The 23,076-nt window shown below is 56.1% G+C and carries 24 protein-coding genes; 15 read left to right on the forward strand and 9 right to left on the reverse strand.

The genetic code is table 11. The annotated features are described in order from the left end of the window. Positions 1 to 24 precede the first annotated feature (24 nt). Together ACMVME_RS06100 and ybiJ are read left to right on the forward strand one after the other, a co-directional pair. A complete protein-coding gene (locus tag ACMVME_RS06100) occupies positions 25 to 291 on the forward strand; it encodes a DksA/TraR family C4-type zinc finger protein (RefSeq protein WP_014169247.1) in 267 nt (88 codons plus the stop codon). 285 nt (positions 292 to 576) lie between these two features. Further along, entirely contained in the window at positions 577 to 837 is a 261-nt protein-coding gene (gene ybiJ, locus ACMVME_RS06105) for a DUF1471 family protein YbiJ (RefSeq protein ID WP_020884917.1), read from the forward strand. A 115-nt stretch (positions 838 to 952) separates the two neighbouring features. Here the strand turns inward: ybiJ and ybiB are convergent, their stop codons facing one another. Beyond that, positions 953 to 1,915, reverse strand: coding sequence for a DNA-binding protein YbiB (gene ybiB / locus ACMVME_RS06110; protein WP_068795082.1), 963 nt, complete (start codon positions 1,913 to 1,915; stop codon positions 953 to 955). A gap of 256 nt (positions 1,916 to 2,171) precedes the next feature. Here ybiB and ACMVME_RS06115 point away from each other — a divergent pair, with 256 nt between their 5' ends. The 5 genes from ACMVME_RS06115 (at position 2,172) to ACMVME_RS06135 (ending at position 7,542) form a co-directional block, all read left to right on the forward strand. Continuing rightward, complete coding sequence (locus tag ACMVME_RS06115; RefSeq protein WP_014169244.1) at positions 2,172 to 2,708, forward strand: fimbrial protein; 537 nt, start codon at positions 2,172 to 2,174, stop codon at positions 2,706 to 2,708. Positions 2,709 to 2,776: 68 nt separating this feature from the next. Next, positions 2,777 to 3,451 carry a molecular chaperone gene (locus ACMVME_RS06120; protein ID WP_068795083.1) on the forward strand — a complete coding sequence of 225 codons (675 nt, stop codon included), beginning with the start codon at positions 2,777 to 2,779 and terminating at the stop codon, positions 3,449 to 3,451. Between the two features lie 26 nt (positions 3,452 to 3,477). Beyond that, positions 3,478 to 6,021, forward strand: a complete 2,544-nt coding sequence (locus tag ACMVME_RS06125) for a fimbria/pilus outer membrane usher protein (protein WP_139108125.1) — start codon at positions 3,478 to 3,480, stop codon at positions 6,019 to 6,021. Positions 6,022 to 6,043: 22 nt separating this feature from the next. Continuing rightward, positions 6,044 to 7,033 (forward strand): fimbrial protein, encoded by a 990-nt coding sequence (locus ACMVME_RS06130; protein ID WP_068795084.1) that lies wholly within the window; start codon positions 6,044 to 6,046, stop codon positions 7,031 to 7,033. Positions 7,034 to 7,038: 5 nt separating this feature from the next. Next, positions 7,039 to 7,542, forward strand: coding sequence for a fimbrial protein (locus ACMVME_RS06135; protein WP_068795185.1), 504 nt, complete (start codon positions 7,039 to 7,041; stop codon positions 7,540 to 7,542). Here ACMVME_RS06135 and dinG read toward each other — a convergent pair. Next, positions 7,529 to 9,706 carry an ATP-dependent DNA helicase DinG gene (gene dinG / locus ACMVME_RS06140; protein WP_068795085.1) on the reverse strand — a complete coding sequence of 726 codons (2,178 nt, stop codon included), beginning with the start codon at positions 9,704 to 9,706 and terminating at the stop codon, positions 7,529 to 7,531. The two genes, ACMVME_RS06135 and dinG, sit on opposite strands and share 14 nt — an antisense overlap. 96 nt (positions 9,707 to 9,802) lie before the next feature. Next, the gene (gene rhlE, locus ACMVME_RS06145; protein ID WP_020884924.1) at positions 9,803 to 11,191 is read right to left on the reverse strand and encodes an ATP-dependent RNA helicase RhlE; all 1,389 of its coding nucleotides are present in this window, start codon (positions 11,189 to 11,191) and stop codon (positions 9,803 to 9,805) included. Positions 11,192 to 11,427: 236 nt separating this feature from the next. Here rhlE and cecR point away from each other — a divergent pair, with 236 nt between their 5' ends. From cecR to ACMVME_RS06170, 5 genes are read left to right on the forward strand one after another with little or no spacing between them, the layout of a single operon-like run. Further along, the gene (gene cecR, locus ACMVME_RS06150; protein ID WP_014169235.1) at positions 11,428 to 12,105 is read left to right on the forward strand and encodes a transcriptional regulator CecR; all 678 of its coding nucleotides are present in this window, start codon (positions 11,428 to 11,430) and stop codon (positions 12,103 to 12,105) included. Then, positions 12,102 to 13,097, forward strand: a complete 996-nt coding sequence (gene hlyD, locus ACMVME_RS06155) for a secretion protein HlyD (protein WP_068795086.1) — start codon at positions 12,102 to 12,104, stop codon at positions 13,095 to 13,097. The genes cecR and hlyD overlap by 4 nt, the downstream gene beginning before the upstream one ends. Then, the gene (locus ACMVME_RS06160) at positions 13,090 to 14,829 is read left to right on the forward strand and encodes an ATP-binding cassette domain-containing protein (protein WP_068795087.1); all 1,740 of its coding nucleotides are present in this window, start codon (positions 13,090 to 13,092) and stop codon (positions 14,827 to 14,829) included. Before hlyD ends, ACMVME_RS06160 begins: the two co-directional genes overlap by 8 nt. Then, positions 14,819 to 15,952 (forward strand): ABC transporter permease, encoded by a 1,134-nt coding sequence (locus ACMVME_RS06165; protein ID WP_068795088.1) that lies wholly within the window; start codon positions 14,819 to 14,821, stop codon positions 15,950 to 15,952. Before ACMVME_RS06160 ends, ACMVME_RS06165 begins: the two co-directional genes overlap by 11 nt. Positions 15,953 to 15,961: 9 nt before the next feature. Continuing rightward, complete coding sequence (locus tag ACMVME_RS06170) at positions 15,962 to 17,068, forward strand: ABC transporter permease (protein ID WP_014169231.1); 1,107 nt, start codon at positions 15,962 to 15,964, stop codon at positions 17,066 to 17,068. On the opposite strand, the gene ACMVME_RS06175 is transcribed toward ACMVME_RS06170, so the two are convergent. Further along, positions 17,030 to 17,440, reverse strand: coding sequence for a YbhQ family protein (locus ACMVME_RS06175; RefSeq protein WP_014169230.1), 411 nt, complete (start codon positions 17,438 to 17,440; stop codon positions 17,030 to 17,032). The genes ACMVME_RS06170 and ACMVME_RS06175 overlap by 39 nt on opposite strands. A gap of 133 nt (positions 17,441 to 17,573) precedes the next feature. On the opposite strand from ACMVME_RS06175, the gene ACMVME_RS06180 reads away from it, so the two are divergent. Genes ACMVME_RS06180 through ACMVME_RS06190 form a run of 3 tightly spaced genes read left to right on the forward strand, consistent with a single transcriptional unit; the run spans position 17,574 to position 20,535 of the window. Beyond that, a complete protein-coding gene (locus tag ACMVME_RS06180) occupies positions 17,574 to 18,335 on the forward strand; it encodes an endonuclease/exonuclease/phosphatase family protein (RefSeq protein ID WP_014169229.1) in 762 nt (253 codons plus the stop codon). Beyond that, the gene (clsB, locus tag ACMVME_RS06185) at positions 18,332 to 19,573 is read left to right on the forward strand and encodes a cardiolipin synthase ClsB (protein WP_014169228.1); all 1,242 of its coding nucleotides are present in this window, start codon (positions 18,332 to 18,334) and stop codon (positions 19,571 to 19,573) included. The genes ACMVME_RS06180 and clsB overlap by 4 nt, the downstream gene beginning before the upstream one ends. Beyond that, a complete protein-coding gene (locus ACMVME_RS06190; protein ID WP_020884928.1) occupies positions 19,573 to 20,535 on the forward strand; it encodes a lysylphosphatidylglycerol synthase transmembrane domain-containing protein in 963 nt (320 codons plus the stop codon). Before clsB ends, ACMVME_RS06190 begins: the two co-directional genes overlap by 1 nt. A gap of 58 nt (positions 20,536 to 20,593) precedes the next feature. On the opposite strand, the gene ACMVME_RS06195 is transcribed toward ACMVME_RS06190, so the two are convergent. The 5 genes from ACMVME_RS06195 to moaB are packed head-to-tail and all read right to left on the reverse strand — an operon-like array spanning position 20,594 to position 23,053. Then, positions 20,594 to 21,301, reverse strand: a complete 708-nt coding sequence (locus tag ACMVME_RS06195) for a Bax inhibitor-1 family protein (RefSeq protein WP_014169226.1) — start codon at positions 21,299 to 21,301, stop codon at positions 20,594 to 20,596. A gap of 58 nt (positions 21,302 to 21,359) precedes the next feature. Then, positions 21,360 to 21,812 (reverse strand): molybdopterin synthase catalytic subunit MoaE, encoded by a 453-nt coding sequence (gene moaE / locus ACMVME_RS06200; RefSeq protein WP_014169225.1) that lies wholly within the window; start codon positions 21,810 to 21,812, stop codon positions 21,360 to 21,362. Position 21,813: 1 nt separating this feature from the next. Next, the gene (moaD, locus tag ACMVME_RS06205; RefSeq protein WP_020884929.1) at positions 21,814 to 22,059 is read right to left on the reverse strand and encodes a molybdopterin synthase sulfur carrier subunit; all 246 of its coding nucleotides are present in this window, start codon (positions 22,057 to 22,059) and stop codon (positions 21,814 to 21,816) included. Next, a complete protein-coding gene (gene moaC / locus ACMVME_RS06210; RefSeq protein WP_008501142.1) occupies positions 22,052 to 22,537 on the reverse strand; it encodes a cyclic pyranopterin monophosphate synthase MoaC in 486 nt (161 codons plus the stop codon). The genes moaD and moaC overlap by 8 nt, the downstream gene beginning before the upstream one ends. Positions 22,538 to 22,540: 3 nt before the next feature. Next, entirely contained in the window at positions 22,541 to 23,053 is a 513-nt protein-coding gene (gene moaB, locus ACMVME_RS06215) for a molybdenum cofactor biosynthesis protein B (RefSeq protein ID WP_020884931.1), read from the reverse strand. Between the last annotated feature and the right edge of the window lie 23 nt (positions 23,054 to 23,076).

Below are 23,076 nucleotides of genomic sequence, written 5' to 3' on the forward strand. Positions count from 1 at the left end.
CTTAACAGATCCCAGGAGTAAACCATGGCTTCCGGTTGGGCGAATGATGACGCCGTTAACGAACAAATCAACAGTACAATTGAAGATGCGGTTGCGCGCGCTCGCGGTGAAATTCCGCGCGGTGAAAGTCTCTATGAATGTGAAGAGTGCGGAGAAGTGATCCCGGAAGCGCGGCGCAAAGCCATACCGGGCGTACGGTTATGCATCGCCTGCCAGCAGGAGAAAGATTCGAAAAATAGCGCACACTCAGGATATAATCGCAGAGGATCGAAAGACAGCCAGCTACGTTGACTTTCCTTTACCGAAGTTAACGGCGCAAGCGGTTACCTTTACGCTCACGGTTTTTTGCGAACCGCGTAGCAAAATGTGCCCTTCTCGTCGCGTCTGTAAAGCGCAGCTACAAGAAGTGTAAAGTCGTCCTCTGAATTTATTAATATTCAATAAGTTATTTGTCATTCAATTTTTTTGAGCAACCACGTCAATTCTCTTCGATTTTCTCTCGCATAAAAAAACGTGATACTTATCACATCGACGGAACATCGTCCCCTTAACAGAATCACCTGCGAGAGATTAATTATGAAAACCATCAAATATGCTGTTGCTGCTGTTGCCCTGTCCGCTCTGTCTTTCGGCGCTTTTGCTGCAGAACCTGTGTCTCCATCTCAGGCGCAGAGCATGAACAAACTCGGTGTGGTAAGTGCTGAAGGCGCGACCACTCTGGACGGTCTGGAAGCGAAACTGGCTGAGAAAGCTGCTGCTGCCGGTGCAAGCGGATACACCATCACCTCCGCGAACACCAATAACAAACTGAGCGGTACTGCGGTTATCTATAAGTAATTGACTGAATGCTCCACCCTCGCCATACCCTCTGGTGAGCTGCTCCAACCCTCATTGACCCTGTTGTTGTTACCCTTGCTTGCCCGTCCGCCACTGGACGGGCTTTTTTTTGGGCTTAAAACGTCTTCCCGACGCGTTCCATCCCTGCCTCTACGGATTCAACTTCACCGGTCGCCAGCAGGCAACAGGCCATCTGCAGCTTGATCGCGTGCGGCACCGGAACCTTTCCGGCCAGGCACTGCTCAATCCAGTGGGCGGTGGTATGCGGATCTTTTGCGTCAGGCAGGATCGCGTCGGAACGCTCTTCCCCTCGCTCGAGAATGGCGCGCGTGCCAGCGGAATCAATCAGCATCATCTGTGGGCAGCGCTGCGGGTTAGCATACACCTCACCTTCCGTGCCGTGCATCAACAAGGCCCTGCCGCCTATGTCTTCAAAGAATTTCCCCACGCGCGTCACGTACTCCGGGTGAGAGACGCTGGAAAGACGCAGAGCCGCGTCTTCGCCAAACGGCGTAGCCAGTTTCGCCAGCGTATGCGCACTGTTACGCACGCCCATGCGCCAGCGCATATCCAGCTGCTTCTCCAGCGGGGGGCAAAGGGCTCCGACAGGGATATAAACCGGCTGATGGCCATCAAGCTTCGCCTGTGCCTGGCCGGCATGCCGTGTGGGTTCGATACCCAGCATGCCGAAAATCGTTTCGGTCAGCACGCGGGTTGGATCTTCGCTTACGCCATGCACCACCACCGGGAAGCCCAGCTTGTGCAATAAAATAGCGAGCAGCGGCGTCAGGTTGGCCTGCTTGCGTGCCCCGTTATAGCTCGGGATCACAATCGGCATCGGTTTTGCCACTGGCGCGTTTAAGCGCAGGGTCTGCACCTGCATTGCTTCGTAGAAGCCACGCATCTCCGCTTCGCCTTCTCCTTTGATACGCAGCGCTATCAGGATACCGCCCATTTCAAGGTCGGGTACGTCACCGTTGAGCATATGCGTATAGAGCGCACGAGCGGTTTCATGGTCCAGATCGCGGGCATGATTTTTCCCTCGTCCTACCTCTTTGATAATTTTGCGATAATCCACGACATCTCTCCTGACAGCTTCATCTTGTTAACAATATAGCCCTGAAGAACGTCTGGCCGTTAGTGTTTTTGAACCGGATCATCCTTCTGTTTTTATGATGAAAAAAGAAACTCAAGCACTATTTCAATTATTTGTGATTGCCGTTGAAGATTCTTACCCCACCCGTTTCTGATTAAATAACCAACGGAAAATCATTTAAGGTCAACGGTGAAAACGTCCAGGCAACGTTCTCACCAGAAACATACCAGGATTTGTTATGAACAAGGTTGCTATAGGTTTATTTATCGCCGCAACGGCAGGATGTTCTGCATCCGCATTTGCGGCAACAAACGGTGAAGGTCAGATTAACTTCACCGGTGAAATTATTGATTCTGCTTGTCAGGTAGTGAACGGGTTAAGTAATCCATTAAATGTTCAGTTAGGCAAAGTGTCTAAAACGGTATTTACCGGGGCTGGATCTACCAGCACATTAACGAAGTTTGATATTCAATTAAAGAATTGCCCGGAGACCGTGACATCTGCCGCCATTAACTTCGGCGGCACGCCGGATCCGGATAACAACACTACGCTGGCATTAACACCGGATGTAGACGCTGCAACAGGTGTCGCTATTCAACTGGTGGACGCGTCTGAGCAACCGGTGAGTCTGTATACGCCCTCTCAGCAATATCCGTTAGCCTCCGGTACGGCGGTCAATAACCTGGAATTTGGAGCCCGTTATATTCAGACCCAGGCTGCAATCACCGCAGGCCTGGCAAACGCCGTGTCGACCTTCACCGTTATTTATAACTGATATTATCCATCCTGAGATATTAGCTCTGTTCTGAGAGTTAATATCTCTTCTTTTATTGAGATACCTTTATGCGCCACGGTTATTTACTGAGTGCTCTTTTACTGGTAGCCGCCACTTCCCATGCCGGTGTCGTTATTAATGGCACACGCCTGGTCTATCAGGGCGACAAAAAGGAGTCGTCTCTGGGTCTTTCAAACCCAGATGCCACGGATTATCTGGTACAGTCCTGGGTTGATTCTGGCGGTAAAAACCCGGCTAAAGCCCCCTTCCTGATCACCCCACCGCTGTTTCGTCTCGATGCAAAAGAGGATAACGTCCTGCGTGTCGTGCGCACTGGCGGGAATTTGCCCGAGGATCGTGAGTCTCTCTACTGGCTTAATATCAAAGCTATTCCCTCGTCAAAGCACGTCGAAGGGGTAAATACCCTGCAGATTGCCATTAATACACGCATTAAATTGTTGTATCGCCCGTCAGCAATAACTGGCAAACCCGAGGCTGTGGCGGACAAGCTTCAGTGGCATCGTGAAGGTCACGACCTGGTTGTGAATAACCCGACGCCTTTCTATATGAATTTCCAGACGGTGATGTTTAACGGCCATAAAGTGGATAAAGCCACCTGGGCAGTCCCCAAAACGGAAACGCACTTTGCCTTACCCGATAATGCCAGCGGGTCGACCGTCACCTACTCCATTATTACTGATTACGGCAGCATCAGTCAGACCTGGTCGGCATCCGTTCATTAACACCCACTCAGGCTATTAATATCATCATGTACAGCCATAAAAAGCCGTTCATCCATCGCCTTTCTTCAATGCGGGTCATTTTATGTGGCCTGGCACTGGCGATCTTTGCGCAGCAGGTTATGGCTGATGATTATTTCAACCCGGCATTACTGGATATTGATAATCCTCAACAGGGGAAAACCGACCTGTCTGTTTATGAAAAAGGACCGGGACAAGCCCCCGGGAAATATCAGGTCAATATTTTCATCAACAATAATAAAATTGATACCCGTGATGTCACGTTCAAATTAATAAAAGACGCTCAGGGCAATCATTCTCTTCAACCCTGCTTTAGCCTGGATGAGCTAAAAAACCTTGGGATCAAAACCCGGCAGTATCCCGCGCTGATGGCTAAAGGCCAGTGCGCCGATATAAACGCCATTCCCGCGGCATCCGCAACGTTTCAGGTTCGTCATCAGCAACTGTTGCTCAGTATTCCACAAACGGCGCTGGGCCAGGTCCCGCGCGGGTATATCGACCCGAAAACGTTCGACGAAGGGATCACCGCAGGTCTGCTGAACTACAGCGCCACCGCCAGCCAGAGCCATGCCCGTGTACAGGGAGAGCAGGATAACAGCAGCCAGTACGTTAACCTGCGCCCGGGCCTCAATGTGGGCGCCTGGCGCATACGCAATTATTCCACGTGGAATCGCAGCACAACGGGCAACGAGGAAGAGCACAGGTTCTCCTCCGTCTACACCTATGCTCAACGCGATATCGTGGCGATGAAAAGCGATATGACCGTCGGGCAAAGCACCTCCCCGTCGGACGTTTTCGACAGCGTGCCCTATACCGGGGTTGAGCTGAAATCCGATACCGACATGCTCCCGGACAGTGAAAAAGGCTATGCGCCGATTATTCGCGGCACTGCCCACAGCAATGCGCTGGTGATGGTTCGTCAGAACGGTTACGTCATTTATCAGAACACGGTCGCACCCGGTGCGTTTGAAATTAACGATCTCTATCCCACCGGCAGCAGCGGCGATCTGCAGGTCACCGTGAAAGAGACCGACGGCAGCGAAAGTCACTTTGTCGTGCCCTACGCCTCGGTCCCGGTCCTGCAGCGTGAAAAGAATCTCCGCTACAGCGTGACCGCCGGGCGTTACCGGTCTTACGACAAAGACGTCGAACAAACCCCGTTTGCCGAGGGCAGCGCCATCTACGGCATGCCATTGGGTTTCACCGCCTACGGTGGTGCACAGCAGAGTCGCCATTATCAGTCCCGGGCGCTGGGCGTCGGGAAAAACCTGGGCGATTTGGGTGCCTTCTCCCTTGATGTCACCCGCGCCAAAGCGCTGCTGAAAAAACAGCAGACCAGCAAAGGCCGCTCCTGGCGCGTTCGCTACAGCAAAGATTTTGTCGCCTCGGGCACTCACTTCTCCCTGGCGGGCTATCGCTACAACAGCAAAGGGTTTTACACCCTGGAAGACACGATGGAGTCTTACACCCGTTCAGATGACGGGTCTGCGCCGCAGCAGCGACGTGCCCGAACGGAAGCCACCGTCGACCAGACGCTGCCCGCGGGCTGGGGCTCTGTCACCCTGAGCCTGGTCAAAGAGACCTACTGGAGCCAGAGCCAGGATATGACCTCCATGAGCGTCAGCTACAACAACAGCTGGCACGGCGTCAGCTACAGCCTGAGCTACAGCATGAACAAAAACACCCAGGACAGCGATGCGAACGGTGACGATGTGATGAACGACAACCAGTTCTCGTTAAATGTCTCCGTTCCACTGGATCGCTGGATGCATAACACCTGGGCCACCTACAACCTCAACAACACCAAAGACGGTACGACGCAGAACATCGGCCTTAACGGTACCGCGCTGAAGGGAGACAACCTGAACTGGAATATTCAGGAGGGGCTGAGCAGTACCGGTAGCGGAAACTCCACCAGCATGAACGCCGATTATAAAGCGACCTATGGCGAAGTGAGTGGCGGGGTAAGCCAGGATAAATACCAGCAAACCGTAAACGTCGGGCTGCAGGGTGGCGCGATCGTGCACGCCAACGGGATAACCCTGAGCCAGCCGCTCGGAGAGACCATTGCGCTGGTGAAAGCACCGGGAACACACGGTACCCATATCGCCAATCAGACGGGCGTTGAGACCGACTTCCGCGGCTATACCGTCGTGCCGTTTGTTACTCCTTATCGCCACAATACCATTGCGCTGGATACCGAAACCCTGCCCGACGAGGCCGACGTGACGCACGCAGCGTACGTTGTTACCCCGACACGCGGGGCCGTGGTGCGCGCCAGCTTTAATACCCGCGTGGGCAGCCGGGTCCTGATGACGCTGACGCACAACGGTAAACCGCTGCCCTTCGGTGCGACGGTAACAACGGAGGATAAGGACAGCGAATTTATTGTCGGCAATGACGGCCAGACCTATCTCTCCGGCCTGCCAAAGCAAGGGCATCTCGCCGTCACCTGGGGACTGGATGCGAGCGAGCACTGCGAGGCCGACTACGTCCTTACGGATGAGACAGAGAAAACCAACATCCTTAACGCTGCTGCGCAGTGCCACTGATTCACCGTTCAGGCAAACCATTATGCAAATGATTAAACAGTGCTTTTTCTTCCTGGTCCTGGGAACCGCCGCGTTATTTATGCCACATGCTAACGCGCTCTGTACCTCCTCCGATCTGCCAAAACAGATTAATGTGGCCTCCGTATCCGTCTCAAGCACGTTGCCGGTAGGTGCCACCATTCCGGGCACCGAGCAGACCGTTCACGTAGCGGGCAACTGCTATAACCCTTCTGACTTCGGGCTTCCGATTGTTGCGTGCTATTACGGCGCAGGTCTGGAGATCCCCGGTCTTTCTGGGGTGTATGAATCAGGGCTGGAAGGAATTGGCGTAGCGCTGATGAATGACAAAGGCCAGCGAATTACCGGTGCCGGGGGAATGTACTGTAATTCAAGCGGCACGCCGCTGGGCTATGTCTCCAACGACATTTCTGAGGCCTTTAACTTTAATGTCACGCTGGAACTGGTGAAAACGAGCAATACGGTCAAATCAGGTTCGCTTTCTCAGGCGGAGTCTAAATTTGGTGTCGGGGTTTATCAGCATGAAGGCATCAGCGATCCTAATACGATTTCCTATGCGGGCAATGTGAATCTCGAAACGGTTACCTGCTCTGTCCTGCCTAAAAATCTCACCGTGAACCTGGGCGATTTTCCCGTCAGTGATTTTATCAGTATCGGGTTGCTATCCAGCCCTGCACAAAACTTTGACGTCACGATTAATTGCGACAGCACCGTCCAGCCTGAGCTAAAGGTGACCAGCGCAAACGGCTACGAAACGGCATTCGAAGGGGTGATCAAATTGACTCAGCAGAACGGAATGGCAACCGGCGTGGGCGTGAGAATGCTCTTTGATGACCATCTCGCCACCTTTGACACCTATGTCAGTACCCGAAGCCAGGCCATCGCCAACGAAACCCTGCGAATACCGTTCGAGGTTCGTTACGAACAGGTCAGCAACGTGGTGACACCGGGGCCGGCCAATACCGTGGCGACGATCACTCTGGCTTATAAGTGACCGACATGAAAAAGACACTTGCGATCCTGATTCTCGGCTTGATTGCCCGGGCACAGGCGGACGATATTCAGATCCAGATGACAGGCAATATTTACGCCAACACCTGCATTATTGACAGCGCCAGCCGCAACCTGACGGTGGATATAGGCCAGGCGGTATCAGGGGATTTTAAAAATGTGGGCGATACCGGCGCGTGGAAAGACTTTACGCTCTCGGTCTCGCATTGCCCTCCCACACTTGCGCTGGCGACCGCCTTTTTCTATGGTCAGGCCGACAGTACGCACCCGACAAAATTCGCCAATATCGGCAGTGCGAAAGGGTTGGCTCTGGAACTGGCAGACCGCCAGGACAATATACTCATTGCCCCGCAGGCAGCCTTTAACGTTCCGGTTAACTCAGCGGACCACACGGCAACGTTTCCTCTGGCTGCCCGCTATTATGCCAGCGCATTGCCCGTCACCGCCGGAACGTTTAACAGTGTGGTCCAGGTGACCTTTACTTACCAGTAGAACCGCGCCCCTTCGTACGGACGCTTTTACGCCGCCCAGCGGCAGGTTTTGCCGGACGTTTTTTAACGTCGGGCACGTCCGGCTGTTCAATCGGAAAAACAGGCAGAGCGTTGAGTAACCGCTGGCCGTAATTTTTGGTGAGCAGACGTTTGTCATAAATCACCACCTCTCCCCAGCAGCTGTGGCTACGGATGAGACGCCCCACCTGCTGAATCAGATTAAACGATGCCGCGGGTAAGCTTTGGACCTCGAACGGATAGCGATTGAGGCTTTTGAGCCATTCACCTTCGGTGATGACGACCGGGCTGTCGATGGGCGGGAAGGCGATTTTATGGATATGCACCTGCGTCAGGTAATCCCCCTTCAGATCCAGCCCCTCCGCGAATGACTGCAGCCCGATCAGCACGCTACGTTCCCCGTTATCAATGCGTTTTCGGTGCAGCTCTACCAGCCGGTAGCGGGGCTGATCGCCCTGCACCAGCAACAGCAATCGCAGGTCGGTAACGTGCTCCAGAAAACGCTGCATCGCCCTTCCACTGGCAAACAGGACCAGCATGCCGGGATATTTTTCACTCTCCAGCTGCTCGCGGAAATACGCTGCCATTTCGGCAATGTGCTGTTCTTCGTTGTCGATAAGCGGCTCATACTTCATGCGCGGAATGACCAGCTTGCCCTGTTCACAGTGGTTAAACGGCGAATCCAGCGCCACAAAACGGTCGCCGGCTTTCTCTTTCAGCCCGCTCATCTCTTGTAAACGGGAGAAACTGTTCAGGGAACGCAACGTCGCGGAAGTCACTACCACGTGTGGCACGCTGCGCCAGATAAGCTTTTCCAGCTGATCGGCAACACGAATCCCCACGCAGTGGAAAAACAGGTGCGCCTGTCCGTCTTTCACGTCACGGGTTGCCCATTTGGTGACCGGCGCACCGGACGCCTGCGCCATCGAGGCCAGACGCCAGAGCTTGCTCTGGGCTTCGAACATGCCCAACGCACGGTTCATCTGCAGCAGAATGCGGTGCAAACGCACCACGTCGTGGGTACCGGTTTTCTCACTGAGATCGTTTAAGAACATCTCCGCCAGCCCGCGCAGCTTTTCAAGGTGCTTCGCCAGCTGCTGGCAGATCTCCATTACTTCGTCGGGCAGCTCTCCCATCGCAAAGCGGTGCTCTGCTTCCTGGGTCGCCGGGAGATAAAGATTGAGAATGTTATTCAGGGAAGCAATAAGGCTGTAGACCGCTTCGCAATGTTCGCTCAGCCGCTCGGGCACCGCCAGCGGCGGCGTGGTTTTCGGGCGGAACTGCTCCATGCAGGTCGCCACCAGCTTGCAGAACAGATCCAGCTGCAGGCGGAACCACGGCGCGGTGATTTCGGCGCTCATCTCCAGCGCATCCCGCGCCACATCGGGCAAATGGTGGCCTTCATCGAGCACCAGCAGCAGGTTTTTGGGCTCCGGCAGGACGGCCTCACTCTCCAGCGCGGCCATGACCAGCGCGTGGTTAGCGACAACCACCTCCGCTTCCTGAATCTCCCGCCGTGCGACAAAGAACGGGCACTCGCGGTAGTAGTGGCAGTTGCGGTTAAGGCAACTGGCTTTATCGGTGCTGAGCCTGCGCCACAAATCATCGCTGATGGCATGGCTGGTGTGATCGCGAAGGCCGTCCCACTTGTAGCTGTCGAGCTCGGTTTTTAGCTTCGCGCACTGCTCCTGTTCCGCTTTGTTGTTCGGCGTCAGTTCATCATCCAGGAAGGCCAGCAGATCCTGCTGAGAGGGCTCACTGCTGGCGAGAGCCGCGAGATTGCGCGGACACACATAACGCCCGCGGCCAAAGGCGGCTGTAAATCGCAGTTCAGGGATGATTTTGCGCAGCAGCGGCAGGTCTTTGCTGAAGATTTGATCCTGCAGGGCCACGTTAGCGGTGCTGACCACCAGCGTTTTTTGCTCTTCCCGCGCGATGGCAATGCCCGGGATTAAATACGAAAGGGTTTTCCCGACACCCGTCGGGGCTTCAATCGCCAGATGTCGTCCGTCGTCCCCGGAGAGCGTTTTTGCCACATCAGCAATCATCTGCCGCTGAGGCGCTCGGGGGATAAAATCGGGGATCTGCTGTTGTAGCGCCTTATACCAGGCGCCAATTTGCGCTTTGAGCGCCGCGGTTAAAGCCATCGGAGGACCTGAAATACTGTATAAACAGCCACTATTGTGGCACTTTCTTTCCGCTGCCGCAAAAGAAAAGCCCGGCTTTACGACCGGGCTTCCAGATTACTGCGGGTTAGCAGGTTTACGCGGGCGGCGTCGGCGCTGCCCTTCCCCTGCCGGTTTCCCCTCGCCGCTACGCCATGGGCTTTCACCGCCTGGCTTAGCCTCTGTATTACGACGCGGAGGTTTGCCCGCGGCTTTCGGTGCACCGCCTTCAGAACGACGCGGCTGCTGACTGCGCCCCCCGCCACCCTGACCACGACCACCGCCGCCGCCCTGACGGCCATTCTGAATAGGCTCCGCCTTGATGGACGGGTCCACGTCATAGCCCGGGGTTTCGATACGCGGGATCTCTTTTCTCAGCAGACGTTCGATATCACGCAGCAGTTTGTGTTCATCCACACACACCAGCGAGAGCGCTTCACCGGTTGCCGCCGCTCGACCGGTACGACCGATACGGTGAACATAGTCTTCCGGTACGTTTGGCAGCTCGTAGTTGACGACGTGCGGCAGCTCTTCAATGTCCAGACCGCGGGCAGCAATGTCGGTGGCAACCAGGACGCGAATGTCACCGGATTTAAATTCAGCCAGCGCGCGGGTACGTGCCCCCTGACTTTTGTTACCGTGGATCGCCGCGCTGCGGATACCGTCTTTATTCAGCTGTTCCGCCAGATGGTTAGCACCGTGCTTGGTACGGGTAAAGACCAGCACCTGCTGCCAGTTGCCCTGACCAATCATATGGGAGAGCAGTTCCCGCTTACGCTTTTTATCAACGAAGTGCACGTGCTGGGTAATTTGCTCAGAGGCGGTGTTGCGGCGCGCCACTTCCACTTCCAGCGGGTTATGCAGCAGTTTTTCCGCCAGCGCCTTGATCTCATCAGAGAAGGTGGCAGAGAACAGCAGGTTCTGACGACGCGGTGGCAGCTTAGCCAGCACGCGACGAATGTCGTGGATAAAGCCCATATCCAGCATGCGGTCAGCTTCGTCCAGCACCAGGATTTCGATGCTATCAAGCTTCAGGGCATTCTGGTGCTCAAGATCCAACAGACGACCCGGCGTTGCCACCAGCACGTCCACGCCACCGCGCAGCTTCATCATCTGCGGGTTAATACTTACTCCACCGAAAACCACCAGCGAGCGAATGTTGAGATAGCGGCTGTACTCACGCACGTTCTCACCAATCTGGGCCGCCAGCTCACGCGTTGGGGTGAGGATCAGGGCACGCACCGGACGACGTCCTTTGGCGTGCGGCTGATTTTTTACCAGCAACTCTAACAGCGGCAGGGTAAAACCCGCGGTCTTACCGGTACCGGTCTGGGCGCTGGCCATCAGGTCGCGGCCCTGCAGAACGGCCGGAATAGCCTGCTGCTGGATTGGGGTTGGCTCGACGTAGCCCTGCTCTGCGATAGCGCGCAAAATTTCAGGGTTCAGGCCAAGGGAATCAAAAGACATAAAAACTCCGAACCGCCCCGACCATCACAGGTGTAGTTTTCAGGGAGATATAACGATAGGGAAGGACAAAAACCACAATGTCGTGAAGCAGCGGAGTGTAGCAGGTTTTGTGACGTGGCGCATAAAATATCCCGCGGCGCTGCGTTGACGAAAGATTTCCCGCCGTGTGGTCACTGGACAAAAAGGGCAACCGTGCATAATGTTAATCAATCGATTGATTAATTTTTAAAACCGCCATGAATACGACCCCAACGACATCGAAAGGTGAACAGGCCAAAAACCAGCTTATTGCCGCCGCGCTGGCGCAGTTTGGCGAATATGGTCTGCATGCCACCACGCGGGACATCGCGGCGCAGGCCGGGCAAAACATTGCGGCTATCACCTACTATTTTGGCTCAAAAGAGGATTTGTACCTCGCCTGTGCCCAGTGGATCGCCGACTTTATCGGTAACCATTTTCGGCCACACGTTGAAGAGGCCAGCGGGCTATTGAGCCAGCCGTCGCCGGATCGCGCCGCCATCAGGCAGCTGATTATCAGCGCCTGCGACAATATGATTCGCCTGCTGACCCACGACGAGACGCTGAGCCTGAGTAAGTTCATCTCCCGTGAGCAGCTCTCCCCTACGGCGGCTTACCAGCGAGTGCACGATCAGGTGATTGCCCCGATGCATACGCACCTGACCCGGCTGATCGCGGCCTATACCGGACGAGACGCCGACGATACCGAGACTATTTTGCATACCCACGCCCTGCTGGGTGAAATTCTCGCCTTCCGTCTTGGGCGCGAAACGATCCTGTTACGCACCGGCTGGACACAATTTGATGAGGATAAAGCCGCGCAGATTAGCCAGGTCATCACCTGTCATCTCGATCTGATCCTGCAAGGCTTAACGCAAAGGAGCCTGAAGTCATGAAAAAACCTGTCGCCATCATTCTGGTGGTCGTTGTTCTGCTTGCCGCAGGTATCGGCGGCTGGCTGTGGTATCAAAGTCACCAGGACAGAGGCCTGACGCTGTACGGTAACGTCGATATTCGCACCGTGAATATGAGTTTCCGCGTCGGGGGGCGCCTGGCCTCCCTCACCGTTGATGAAGGCGATACCATCAAAACCGGTCAGATGCTGGGGATGCTCGACAAGGCCCCGTACGAGAACACGCTGATGCAGGCGAAAGCAGGCGTTTCCGTGGCGCAGGCGCAATATGACCTGATGCTGGCCGGCTACCGTGACGAAGAGATTGCTCAGGCCGCCGCCGCGGTCAAACAGGCGCAGGCCGCCTATGACTACGCGCAAAACTTCTATGCCCGTCAGCAGGGACTGTGGAAAAGCCGCACCATTTCTGCCAACGACCTGGAAAACGCCCGCTCCTCCCGCGACCAGGCCCAGGCGACGCTGAAATCCGCCCAGGATAAATTAAGCCAGTACCACACCGGTAACCGCCCGCAGGACATCGCGCAGGCAAAAGCCAGTCTGGAACAGGCGCAGGCGCAGCTGGCGCAGGCGGAACTGGATCTGCACGACACCACGCTCATTGCCCCGTCTGACGGCACGCTGATGACCCGCGCCGTGGAGCCGGGCAGCATGTTAAGCGCGGGAAGCACCGTCCTGACGCTTTCTCTGACGCGTCCGGTATGGGTGCGCGCCTACATTGATGAGCCTAATCTCGGCCAGATGCAGCCGGGCCGCGAGCTGCTGCTCTACACCGACGGTCGGCCGGATAAACCGTATCATGGCAAAGTTGGCTTTGTGTCACCGACGGCTGAATTCACACCCAAAACGGTTGAAACGCCGGATCTGCGTACCGACCTGGTTTATCGCCTGCGCATCATCGTGACCGATGCCGACGACGCGCTGCGTCAGGGCATGCCTGTCACCGTAAAAGTCAGCGACGGGGAACGACATGAATGACGCGGTTATTCAGCTCAACAATCTGGTCAAACGCTTCGCGGGGATGGAAAAACCTGCCGTCGCCCCGCTGAACTGTACCATTCAGAAAGGCTATGTGACCGGGCTGGTTGGCCCGGACGGCGCAGGCAAAACGACGCTGATGCGGATGCTGGCGGGTTTGTTAAAGCCTGATGAAGGAACCGCCAGCGTGCTCGGACTCGACCCGATTAAAAACGATGGCGCGCTCCATGCCATGCTGGGCTATATGCCGCAGAAGTTTGGTCTGTATGAAGACCTGACGGTGATGGAAAACCTCAATCTGTATGCTGACCTGCGCAGCGTCACTGGCGAAACCCGTCAGAAGACCTTTGCCCGTTTGCTGGAATTTACCTCGCTTGGCCCCTTCACCGACCGGCTGGCGGGCAAGCTCTCCGGCGGGATGAAACAAAAGCTGGGGCTGGCCTGTACGCTGGTGGGCGAGCCGAAAGTTCTCTTGCTCGATGAACCCGGCGTGGGCGTCGACCCGATTTCGCGCCGCGAGCTGTGGCAGATGGTGCATGAGTTAGCCGGCGATGGGATGCTGATCCTCTGGAGCACCTCGTACCTTGATGAAGCGGAACAGTGCCGTGACGTTCTGCTGATGAACGAAGGTGAGCTGCTTTATCAGGGAGAGCCGACCACGCTGACGCAGAGCATGGCTGGTCGCAGCTTCCTGTTGCACAGCGCCCAGGCCTCCAACCGTCAGCTGCTGCAGCGGGTGCTAAAGCTACCTCAGGTCAGCGATGGAATGATTCAGGGCCGTTCGGTGCGCGTGATCCTCACGAAAGAGGCGACCGAGGACGATATACGCCGTGCACCGGGTATGCCTGAAATTGAGATGGAGGAGACCGCGCCACGCTTTGAAGATGCGTTTATCGATCTGCTCGGCGGCGCAGGGACATCAGAATCCCCCCTCGCCGCGATCCTGCACACGGTTGAAGGTACGCCGGGTGAAACGGTGATTGAAGCCAAATCCCTCACCAAAAAGTTTGGGGATTTCGCCGCCACCGATAACGTCAATTTCGCGGTGAAACGCGGTGAGATTTTTGGCCTGCTCGGGCCAAACGGCGCCGGGAAATCGACCACTTTTAAGATGATGTGCGGTCTGCTGGTACCGACCTCGGGGAAAGCGCTGGTGCTCGACATGGACCTGAAGGTCAGCTCCGGCAAGGCGCGTCAGCATCTGGGCTATATGGCGCAAAAATTCTCGCTGTATGGCAACCTGACGGTCGAGCAGAACCTGCGCTTTTTCTCCGGCGTGTACGGCCTGCGGGGCCGCGCGCAGAACGAGAAAATCCACCGCATGAGCGAGGCCTTTGGCCTGACGGGCATTGCTTCCCATGCCACCGACGAACTGCCGCTCGGTTTCAAGCAGCGGCTGGCGCTGGCCTGCTCATTAATGCATGAGCCCGATATCCTGTTTCTCGATGAGCCGACGTCCGGCGTTGACCCCCTCACCCGCCGCGAGTTCTGGCTGCATATTAACAGCATGGTGGAGAAAGGGGTCACGGTCATGGTAACCACCCACTTTATGGATGAGGCGGAATACTGCGACCGCATCGGGCTGGTGTATCGCGGCAAGCTGATTGCCCACGGTACGCCGGACGACCTGAAAGAACAGGCCGCCGATGACGAGGTGCCGGACCCGACCATGGAACAGGCGTTTATTACCCTCATCCACGACTGGGATAAGGAGAATGCCCATGCGCAATAACGCCATTTCGTGGCGCAGGGTGCGTGCGTTGTGTATCAAAGAGACGCGCCAGATCGTGCGTGACCCCAGCAGCTGGCTGATCGCTGTGGTGATCCCCCTGCTGCTGCTCTTTATCTTTGGCTACGGGATCAACCTCGACTCCAGCAAACTGCGGGTCGGGATTTTGCTGGAGCAGCAGAGCGAAGAGGCGCTTGATTTCACCCACACCATGACCGGCTCCCCTTACATCGACGCCACCATCAGCGACAACCGGCAGGCGTTAATCCAGATGATGCAGGCCGGGAAGATACGCGGGCTGGTGGTGATCCCGGTGGATTTTGCCGCCAACATGGCGCGCACCGATGCCAGTGCGCCGGTGCAGGTGATCACCGACGGCAGCGAGCCAAACACCGCGAACTTTGTACAAGGCTATGTGGAGGGCATCTGGCAGCTGTGGCAAATGCAGCGCGCCGAAGATCGCGGGGAAACCTTCGAACCGCTGATCGACGTGCAGACGCGCTACTGGTTTAACCCTGCGGCCATTAGCCAGCATTTTATTATCCCGGGTGCGGTGACCATCATCATGACGGTTATTGGCGCCATTTTGACCTCGCTGGTGATTGCCCGCGAGTGGGAACGCGGCACCATGGAGGCGCTGCTGTCTACCGAGGTCACACGGGTTGAACTGCTGCTCTGTAAGCTTATCCCCTACTACTTCCTCGGCATGCTGGCGATGCTGCTCTGCATGCTGGTCTCGGTGTTTATCCTCGGCGTGCCGTACCGTGGATCGCTGGTGGTGCTGTTCTTTATCACCAGTCTGTTTTTACTGAGCACCCTCGGGATGGGGCTGCTTATCTCCACCATCACCCGTAACCAGTTCAACGCCGCGCAGGTGGCCCTGAACGCCGCCTTTTTACCGTCGATTATGCTGTCCGGGTTTATTTTCCAGATAGACAGCATGCCCGCCGTGATCCGTGCCGTGACCTACATTATTCCGGCGCGCTACTTCGTGAGTACGCTGCAAAGCCTGTTCCTGGCGGGGAATATTCCGGTGGTGCTGATCATCAACACGCTGTTTTTGCTGGTATCGGCAACGATGTTTATTGGGCTGACGTGGATAAAGACCAAACGGCGTCTGGATTAAGGAGCGAACATGTTTCACCGTTTATGGACATTGATACGCAAAGAGCTGCAGTCGCTGCTGCGCGAGCCGCAGACGCGCGCCATTCTGGTATTACCGGTGTTGCTTCAGGTGTTGCTCTTCCCGTTTGCCGCCACGCTGGAGGTGACTAACGCCACCATTGCTATCTACAACGAAGATAACGGCAAACATTCCGTCGAATTGACGCAGCGTTTCGCCCGCGCGAAGGCTTTTACCCACATCCTGCTGCTGAAAAGCCCGCAGGAGATCCAGCCCACCATCGATACGCAAAAAGCGTTATTGCTGGTGCGTTTTCCGGCCGATTTTTCCCGCAACCTGGATACCTTCCAGACGGCACCAATGCAGTTAATCCTCGACGGGCGCAACTCCAACAGCGCCCAGATTGCAGCCAACTATCTTCAGCAGGTGGTGAAAGATTACCAACAGGAGTTGATGGACGGGAAACCAAAACCTAACAACAGCGAGCTGGTGGTGCGCAACTGGTATAACCCGAATCTGGATTACAAATGGTTCGTGGTGCCATCGCTGATTGCCATGATCACCACTATCGGAGTGATGATCGTAACGTCGCTTTCCGTCGCCCGTGAGCGCGAACAGGGGACGCTCGATCAGCTGCTGGTTTCCCCGCTCGCAACATGGCAAATTTTCGTCGGCAAAGCGGTTCCGGCGCTGATTGTCGCGACCTTCCAGGCCACCATCGTGCTGGGCGTGGGAATATGGGCCTACCAGATCCCGTTCGCCGGTTCGCTGGCGCTGTTCTACTTCACGATGGTGATTTACGGGCTGTCGCTGGTCGGGTTTGGACTGCTGATTTCCGCGCTCTGCTCTACCCAGCAGCAGGCATTTATTGGCGTGTTCGTCTTTATGATGCCGGCGATTTTGCTTTCGGGCTACGTCTCACCCGTCGAGAACATGCCGGTATGGTTACAGGATTTGACGTGGATAAACCCGATTCGGCACTTCACGGATATCACCAAGCAGATCTATCTGAAGGATGCGAGTCTGGACATTGTCTGGGGAAGTTTGTGGCCGCTACTGATCATAGCGGCCACGACGGGCTCAGTGGCGTACGTGATGTTTAGACGAAACATCGCGTAGCTTTTTCTCTTTGGTCAGTAACGAGACCACGGCAGGCCCTGCGAGGATTGCCAGACCGGCCAGGGCCAGCAGCAGGTTGTTTTGCAGCACACGCGACAGCAACCAAAGCACAATCATCGCCGCACCAAAGTACCAGGTGGTGGTGAGCTCTTCGAGCACATCACCCACCTCACGCCAGCGTGCTTCGTGGTGGCGCTGTAAAAACAGCATCGACAGTACGGTGACGCCATAGAGGACGCATAGCCCTAAGCCGACCCGCACCAGCGTGCCGCTCATCCAGCCCATCACCAGCACGGCCACGACCAGTAAATGCAACATTATCTGCCAGCAACTCAGGCCAGTTGCGACACGAACGCGTTGTTGCCACTTCATGGCTTCTCTCCTGAAGGATTTTTCTCTGCTTAATCAGACTACCGCACTTTACGGAAAATTCCGTAACACCGCATCTTTTTGTGACGCCTACTACACTTTATTTTCATCGGGATAGTCACCCTGGAAGGAACGTATGACCAAAAAAATGCAGCATTTCTCGCTTAAAGTGCTGACGATAAACATTCATAAAGGCTTCACAGCATTTAACCGCCGCTTCATTTTACCGGAGCTGCGCGACGCGGTACGCACCGTCAGCGCGGACATTGTCTGTCTTCAGGAAGTCATGGGCGCCCACGAAGTGCATCCGCTTCACTTTGAAAACTGGCCGGACACCCCGCACTACGAATTCCTGGCCGACACCATGTGGAGTGATTACGCCTACGGGCGCAACGCGGTGTACCCGGAAGGGCATCACGGTAATGCGGTGCTGTCACGTTTTCCCATTGAACATTACGAGAACCGCGACGTCTCTGTGGGTGAAAGTGAAAAACGCGGGCTGCTTTACTGCCGCATCGCCCCGCCGGACCTGGCGTTCCCGGTGCACGTGGGCTGTGTTCATCTGGGCCTGCGCGAAGCCCATCGCCAGGCACAGCTAAAAATGCTGGCCGAATGGACCAATGCCCTGCCCGAAGGTGAACCCGTGGTCGTGGCCGGTGATTTCAACGACTGGCGGCAGCGGGCTAACCATCCGTTGAAGGTTGATGCGGGACTTGAGGAGATTTTCACCCGTGCAAACGGCAGGCCTGCACGCACCTTTCCGGTACGGTTCCCGTTTTTGCGACTCGACAGAATCTACGTGAAAAACGCCCATGCCAGCAGCCCGACCGCACTGGCGTTACTTAACTGGCGACATCTTTCCGACCATGCGCCGCTCAGCGCGGAGATCCACTTATGAAATGTTCATGGCAGGAAGGCAACCGGATCACGCTGCTGGTCAACGGGGATGAATATTACCCCGCGGTGTTTGACGCGATTGACCACGCAAAGCAGAAAGTGATCCTTGAAACGTTTATCTGGTTCGAAGACGACGTCGGTAAGCAGTTGCACAGCGTGCTGCTGCGTGCTGCCCTGCGTGGCGTCAAAATCGAAGTGCTGCTGGATGGCTATGGCTCACCGGACCTCAGTGATGCGTTCGTCAATGAGCTCACCTCAGCAGGCGTCGTGTTCCGCTACTACGATCCTGGCCCTCGCCTTTTCGGCATGCGTACCAATCTTTTCCGCCGGATGCACCGCAAAATTGTGGTGGTGGATGAGACGGTAGCGTTTGTTGGCGGCATTAACTACTCCGCTGAACATATGTCCGATTACGGCCCGGAAGCCAAGCAGGATTACGCGATTCGCATTGAAGGACCGGTGGTGCAGGATATCCTGCTCTTTGAGCTGGAAAACCTGCCCGGTAAAGAGGCTGCCCGGCGCTGGTGGCAGCGCCGCCATCATCGCCCGGAAGAGAACCGTCACCCCGGTGAAGCGCAGGCGTTGTTTGTCTGGCGGGATAACGGTGAGCACCGGGACGACATTGAGCGGCATTACCTGAAGATGCTGGCGAATGCAAAGCGCGAAGTGATTATCGCCAACGCCTACTTTTTCCCGGGCTATCGCCTGCTGCATGCCATGCGCAATGCGGCCCGACGCGGCGTGCGCGTGAAGCTCATTGTTCAGGGCGAGCCGGACATGCAGATTGTCAAAATCGGTGCCCGGTTGCTGTACAACTATCTGGTGAAAGGTGGCGTACAAATTTACGAATATCGCCGCCGGCCGCTGCACGGCAAAGTAGCCCTGATGGACGATCACTGGGCCACCGTGGGCTCCAGCAATCTCGACCCGCTGAGTTTGTCACTCAATCTTGAAGCTAACCTGATCATCCACGATCGCCAGTTCAACCAGACTCTGAGGGATAACCTGCAGGCGTTGATCGTGAACGACTGCGTGCGCGTGGACGAATCCATGGTGCCCAAACGCACCTGGTGGAATCTGGGCATTAGCGTGGTGGTGTTCCACTTCCTGCGTCATTTCCCGGCGATGGTGGGCTGGCTGCCGGCGCACACGCCAAAACTTGCGCTGGTGGATCCGCCTGTCCAGCCCGAAATGGAAACCCAGGACCGCGTTGAAGCGGAAGATGGAGGGAAAACCTGATGTCGAAATCACATCCACGCTGGCGGCTGGCTAAAAAGATCCTCACCTGGCTGTTTTTCATCGCCGTCGCGGTTCTGCTGGTGGTTTACGCACAGAAAGTTGACTGGGAAGAGGTGTGGAAAGTTATCCGCAACTACAACCGGCTGGTGCTGCTGGGCGCGGTGGGGCTGGTGATTGTAAGCTACCTCATATACGGCTGCTATGACCTGCTGGGCCGCGCCTACTGCGGCCATAAGCTTGCGAAGCGCCAGGTCATGCTGGTGTCGTTTATCTGCTACGCCTTTAACCTGACATTGAGTACCTGGGTGGGCGGGATCGGCATGCGCTATCGCCTTTACTCGCGCCTCGGTCTGCCGGGCGGGACCATTACGCGCATTTTTTCCCTCAGCATCACCACCAACTGGCTGGGTTACATTCTGCTCGGCGGGGTGATTTTCACCATCGGCGTGGTGCAATTGCCTGCGCACTGGTACATCGATGAAACCACGCTGCGAATTTTAGGCTTTGCATTACTGCTCATTATTGCGCTCTATCTTTGGGCCTGCGCCTTTGCCAAACGCCGACACATGACCATCAAGGGGCAAAAACTGGTGCTGCCTTCGTGGAAATTCGCGGTCCTGCAGATGGCCGTGTCCAGCGCCAACTGGATGGCGATGGGGGCGATTATCTGGATGCTCATTGGTGAAGATGTGAATTACTTCTTTGTGCTGGGCGTGCTGCTGGTCAGCAGCATTGCCGGCGTGATCGTGCATATTCCGGCGGGGATTGGGGTGCTGGAGGCGGTATTTATCGCCCTGCTCGCCGGAGAGCATGTTTCACAGGGTACGATTATTGCCGCCCTGCTGGCCTACCGTATGCTCTATTACTTCCTGCCGCTGGCGCTGGCAACGGTATGTTATCTGGTGCTGGAGAGTCGGGCGAAGAAACTGCGGGCGAAGAATGAGAAAGCGTTAGCGAAGTGAGGTCTGGCGGGGGAACTTACCCGGCCTGCGCAACGCAGGTCGGGTAAGGGAAATACCCTTAACGACGGTTGCCTAAAATACGCAGCAACATCAGGAACAGGTTGATAAAGTCCAGATACAGCGTCAGGGCGCCCAGAATCGCGTATTTGCGCAGGTTTGAGCTGTCGCGTACGTCAATCTGTTCGCCAATATTTTTCAGCTTCTGAGTGTCGTAGGCCGTCAAACCGACGAAGATCACCACCCCGATATAGGTCACCGCCCACATCAGCGCTTCACTCTTCAGCCACAGGTTCACCAGCGACGCCAGCACAATCCCAATCAGCCCCATAAACAGCATGCTGCCGAAACCGCTCAGGTCACGCTTCGTGGTGTAGCCGTAGAGGCTCATCGCACCAAACATCCCGCCAGCGACCACAAACGTGCTGGCGATGGAGGAATAGGTATACACGATGAAGATGCTGGAGAGCGTTAGCCCCGTCAGTGCCGAATAGAGCATAAACAGCGTGGTCGCCATTCCGGCGCTCAGCTTCTGCACCAGGCCGGAGAGAACAAAGACCAGCGCCAGTTGCGCGATGATCAGCCCAAAGAAGGTGATTTTGCTTGAGAAGATAAACATCATCAGCTCAGGCGTGTTGGCTGCATACCATGCGATAAAGGCGGTCAGCAGTAAACCGACCGTCATCCAGCCATAAACCTGAGCCATATACGTCTGCAGCCCGGTACGGGTCTGCTGTACTATTGAATCGGAACGCGGAAATCGGTCCATGATTCACTCCTGATTAAGTAGACACACACGTTAAGACTAACACATTCACGCAAACCGACTACCAACGACTGGCGGCTTCTTTGTCGCTGTCACGCGACTCAACCCACCTGTCGCCTTCCGGCGTCGCTTCACGTTTCCAGAATGGCGCTTTGGTTTTGAGGTAATCCATAATGAACTCCCCTGCGGCAAACGCGCTACTACGATGGGCACTGGTCACGCCGACAAAAACGATTTCCTCGCCAGGCCACATTTCACCAATACGGTGGATAACCGTCACTCGCCCGAGCGGCCAGCGGCCACGCGCCTGTTCAACGATCTCCGCGAGGGATTTCTCCGTCATGCCCGGATAGTGCTCCAGCGTCAGCGCCTTTACGCTGTCGCCGAGATTATGATTACGCACTTTGCCGGTGAAGGTGACAACCGCACCGTCTTCGTCACGCTCTGCCAGCCAGTCATATTCTGTACCAACGCTGAAACGGTCATGACCTACCAGAATTCGGGTTTCAGCCATCTTAGCCCCCTGTCACCGGCGGGAAGAAGGCCACTTCATCCCCGGCCGTCAGCGGATGGGTCAGCTCCACCAGCGTCTGGTTAACCGCGGCCAGCAGCTTGCCTTCATCCAGCGCCAGCGCCCAGCGGTCGCTTTGCGCGGCAAGATGCGCACGCAGGTCGGCAACGGTGTCAAACGGGGCATCAAGCGTCAGGCTGTCGGTGCCCACCAGCTCGCGGACCTGAGCAAAAAAGAGCACCTTAATCATGGCTGTCCACCTTAAAATCACCGGATTTACCACCGCTTTTCGCCAGCAAACGAACCGGGCCAATCACCATATCTTTCTGCACCGCTTTGCACATGTCATAGATAGTCAACGCGGCCACAGAGGCCGCCGTCAGGGCTTCCATCTCAACCCCGGTTTTCCCGGTTAAGCGGCAGAGCGACTCGATGCGCACGCGGTTATGCTCCGGCTGCGCCTGCAGGTTGACTTCCACCTTGCTCAGCATCAGCGGGTGGCAGAGCGGAATTAAGTCCCAGGTGCGTTTCGCAGCCTGGATCCCGGCGATGCGGGCGGTGGCAAAGACGTCGCCTTTGTGATGGCTGCCGTCAATAATCATCGCCAGGGTCTCTGGCAACATGGTCACGAAGGCTTCAGCACGCGCCTCACGCACCGTTTCGGCTTTGGCGGAGACATCCACCATATGTGCTTCGCCAGCGGCGTTAATGTGGGTCAGTTGCGACATAACTTATTTCTTTAAATGGGGATGGAAATTACACGGACGGGTACGGGCATCCAGCTGCGGCGCAATGATATTTTCCCACGCGGTGCGACACGCTTTTGTCGAGCCGGGCATGGCAAAAATCAACGTCCCGTTCGCCACACCGGCCACCGCACGCGACTGCAGCGTGGAGGTGCCAATCTCTTCAAACGAGAGCATGCGGAACACTTCACCAAAGCCTTCCACTTCCCGGTCAAACAGCGGGACGAGCGCCTCGGGAGCCTGGTCGCCTGTGGTAAAACCGGTGCCACCGGTGATCAGCACCACCTGCACCTCATCGCTGGCAATCCACTGAGAGACCCGGGCACGAATGGCATAACGGTTCTCTTTCACGATCGCCTTATCAACAATACTGTGCCCGGCATCATGTGCCGCATCGCGCAGCCAGTGGCCGGAGGTGTCATCCTCTTCACCGCGGCGGTCGGAAACGGTAAGAATAGCAATGCGTGTCGGGATAAATTCCGCGCTAACCTGACTCATCTTCTGGTTCCTTCTTAAGCCTG

It is taken from the genome of Enterobacter cloacae complex sp. 2024EL-00711, assembly GCF_047529885.1.
Lineage (GTDB): Bacteria > Pseudomonadota > Gammaproteobacteria > Enterobacterales > Enterobacteriaceae > Enterobacter > Enterobacter ludwigii.

Coding starts and splice junctions, on each gene's coding strand:
- rhlE (WP_020884924.1), bottom strand. CDS start 11,191: ATGTCTTTTGATTCCCTTGGCCTGAACCCTGAAATTTTGCGCGCTATC.
- moaC (WP_008501142.1), bottom strand. CDS start 22,537: ATGTCGCAACTGACCCACATTAACGCCGCTGGCGAAGCACATATGGTG.
- ACMVME_RS06130 (WP_068795084.1), top strand. CDS start 6,044: ATGCAAATGATTAAACAGTGCTTTTTCTTCCTGGTCCTGGGAACCGCC.
- clsB (WP_014169228.1), top strand. CDS start 18,332: ATGAAATGTTCATGGCAGGAAGGCAACCGGATCACGCTGCTGGTCAAC.
- ACMVME_RS06170 (WP_014169231.1), top strand. CDS start 15,962: ATGTTTCACCGTTTATGGACATTGATACGCAAAGAGCTGCAGTCGCTG.
- ACMVME_RS06165 (WP_068795088.1), top strand. CDS start 14,819: ATGCGCAATAACGCCATTTCGTGGCGCAGGGTGCGTGCGTTGTGTATC.
- ACMVME_RS06190 (WP_020884928.1), top strand. CDS start 19,573: ATGTCGAAATCACATCCACGCTGGCGGCTGGCTAAAAAGATCCTCACC.
- ACMVME_RS06120 (WP_068795083.1), top strand. CDS start 2,777: ATGCGCCACGGTTATTTACTGAGTGCTCTTTTACTGGTAGCCGCCACT.
- ACMVME_RS06115 (WP_014169244.1), top strand. CDS start 2,172: ATGAACAAGGTTGCTATAGGTTTATTTATCGCCGCAACGGCAGGATGT.
- ACMVME_RS06125 (WP_139108125.1), top strand. CDS start 3,478: ATGTACAGCCATAAAAAGCCGTTCATCCATCGCCTTTCTTCAATGCGG.
- moaE (WP_014169225.1), bottom strand. CDS start 21,812: ATGGCTGAAACCCGAATTCTGGTAGGTCATGACCGTTTCAGCGTTGGT.
- hlyD (WP_068795086.1), top strand. CDS start 12,102: ATGAAAAAACCTGTCGCCATCATTCTGGTGGTCGTTGTTCTGCTTGCC.
- ybiJ (WP_020884917.1), top strand. CDS start 577: ATGAAAACCATCAAATATGCTGTTGCTGCTGTTGCCCTGTCCGCTCTG.
- moaB (WP_020884931.1), bottom strand. CDS start 23,053: ATGAGTCAGGTTAGCGCGGAATTTATCCCGACACGCATTGCTATTCTT.
- dinG (WP_068795085.1), bottom strand. CDS start 9,706: ATGGCTTTAACCGCGGCGCTCAAAGCGCAAATTGGCGCCTGGTATAAG.
- ACMVME_RS06160 (WP_068795087.1), top strand. CDS start 13,090: ATGAATGACGCGGTTATTCAGCTCAACAATCTGGTCAAACGCTTCGCG.
- ACMVME_RS06135 (WP_068795185.1), top strand. CDS start 7,039: ATGAAAAAGACACTTGCGATCCTGATTCTCGGCTTGATTGCCCGGGCA.
- ACMVME_RS06180 (WP_014169229.1), top strand. CDS start 17,574: ATGACCAAAAAAATGCAGCATTTCTCGCTTAAAGTGCTGACGATAAAC.
- ACMVME_RS06195 (WP_014169226.1), bottom strand. CDS start 21,301: ATGGACCGATTTCCGCGTTCCGATTCAATAGTACAGCAGACCCGTACC.
- moaD (WP_020884929.1), bottom strand. CDS start 22,059: ATGATTAAGGTGCTCTTTTTTGCTCAGGTCCGCGAGCTGGTGGGCACC.
- cecR (WP_014169235.1), top strand. CDS start 11,428: ATGAATACGACCCCAACGACATCGAAAGGTGAACAGGCCAAAAACCAG.
- ACMVME_RS06175 (WP_014169230.1), bottom strand. CDS start 17,440: ATGAAGTGGCAACAACGCGTTCGTGTCGCAACTGGCCTGAGTTGCTGG.
- ACMVME_RS06100 (WP_014169247.1), top strand. CDS start 25: ATGGCTTCCGGTTGGGCGAATGATGACGCCGTTAACGAACAAATCAAC.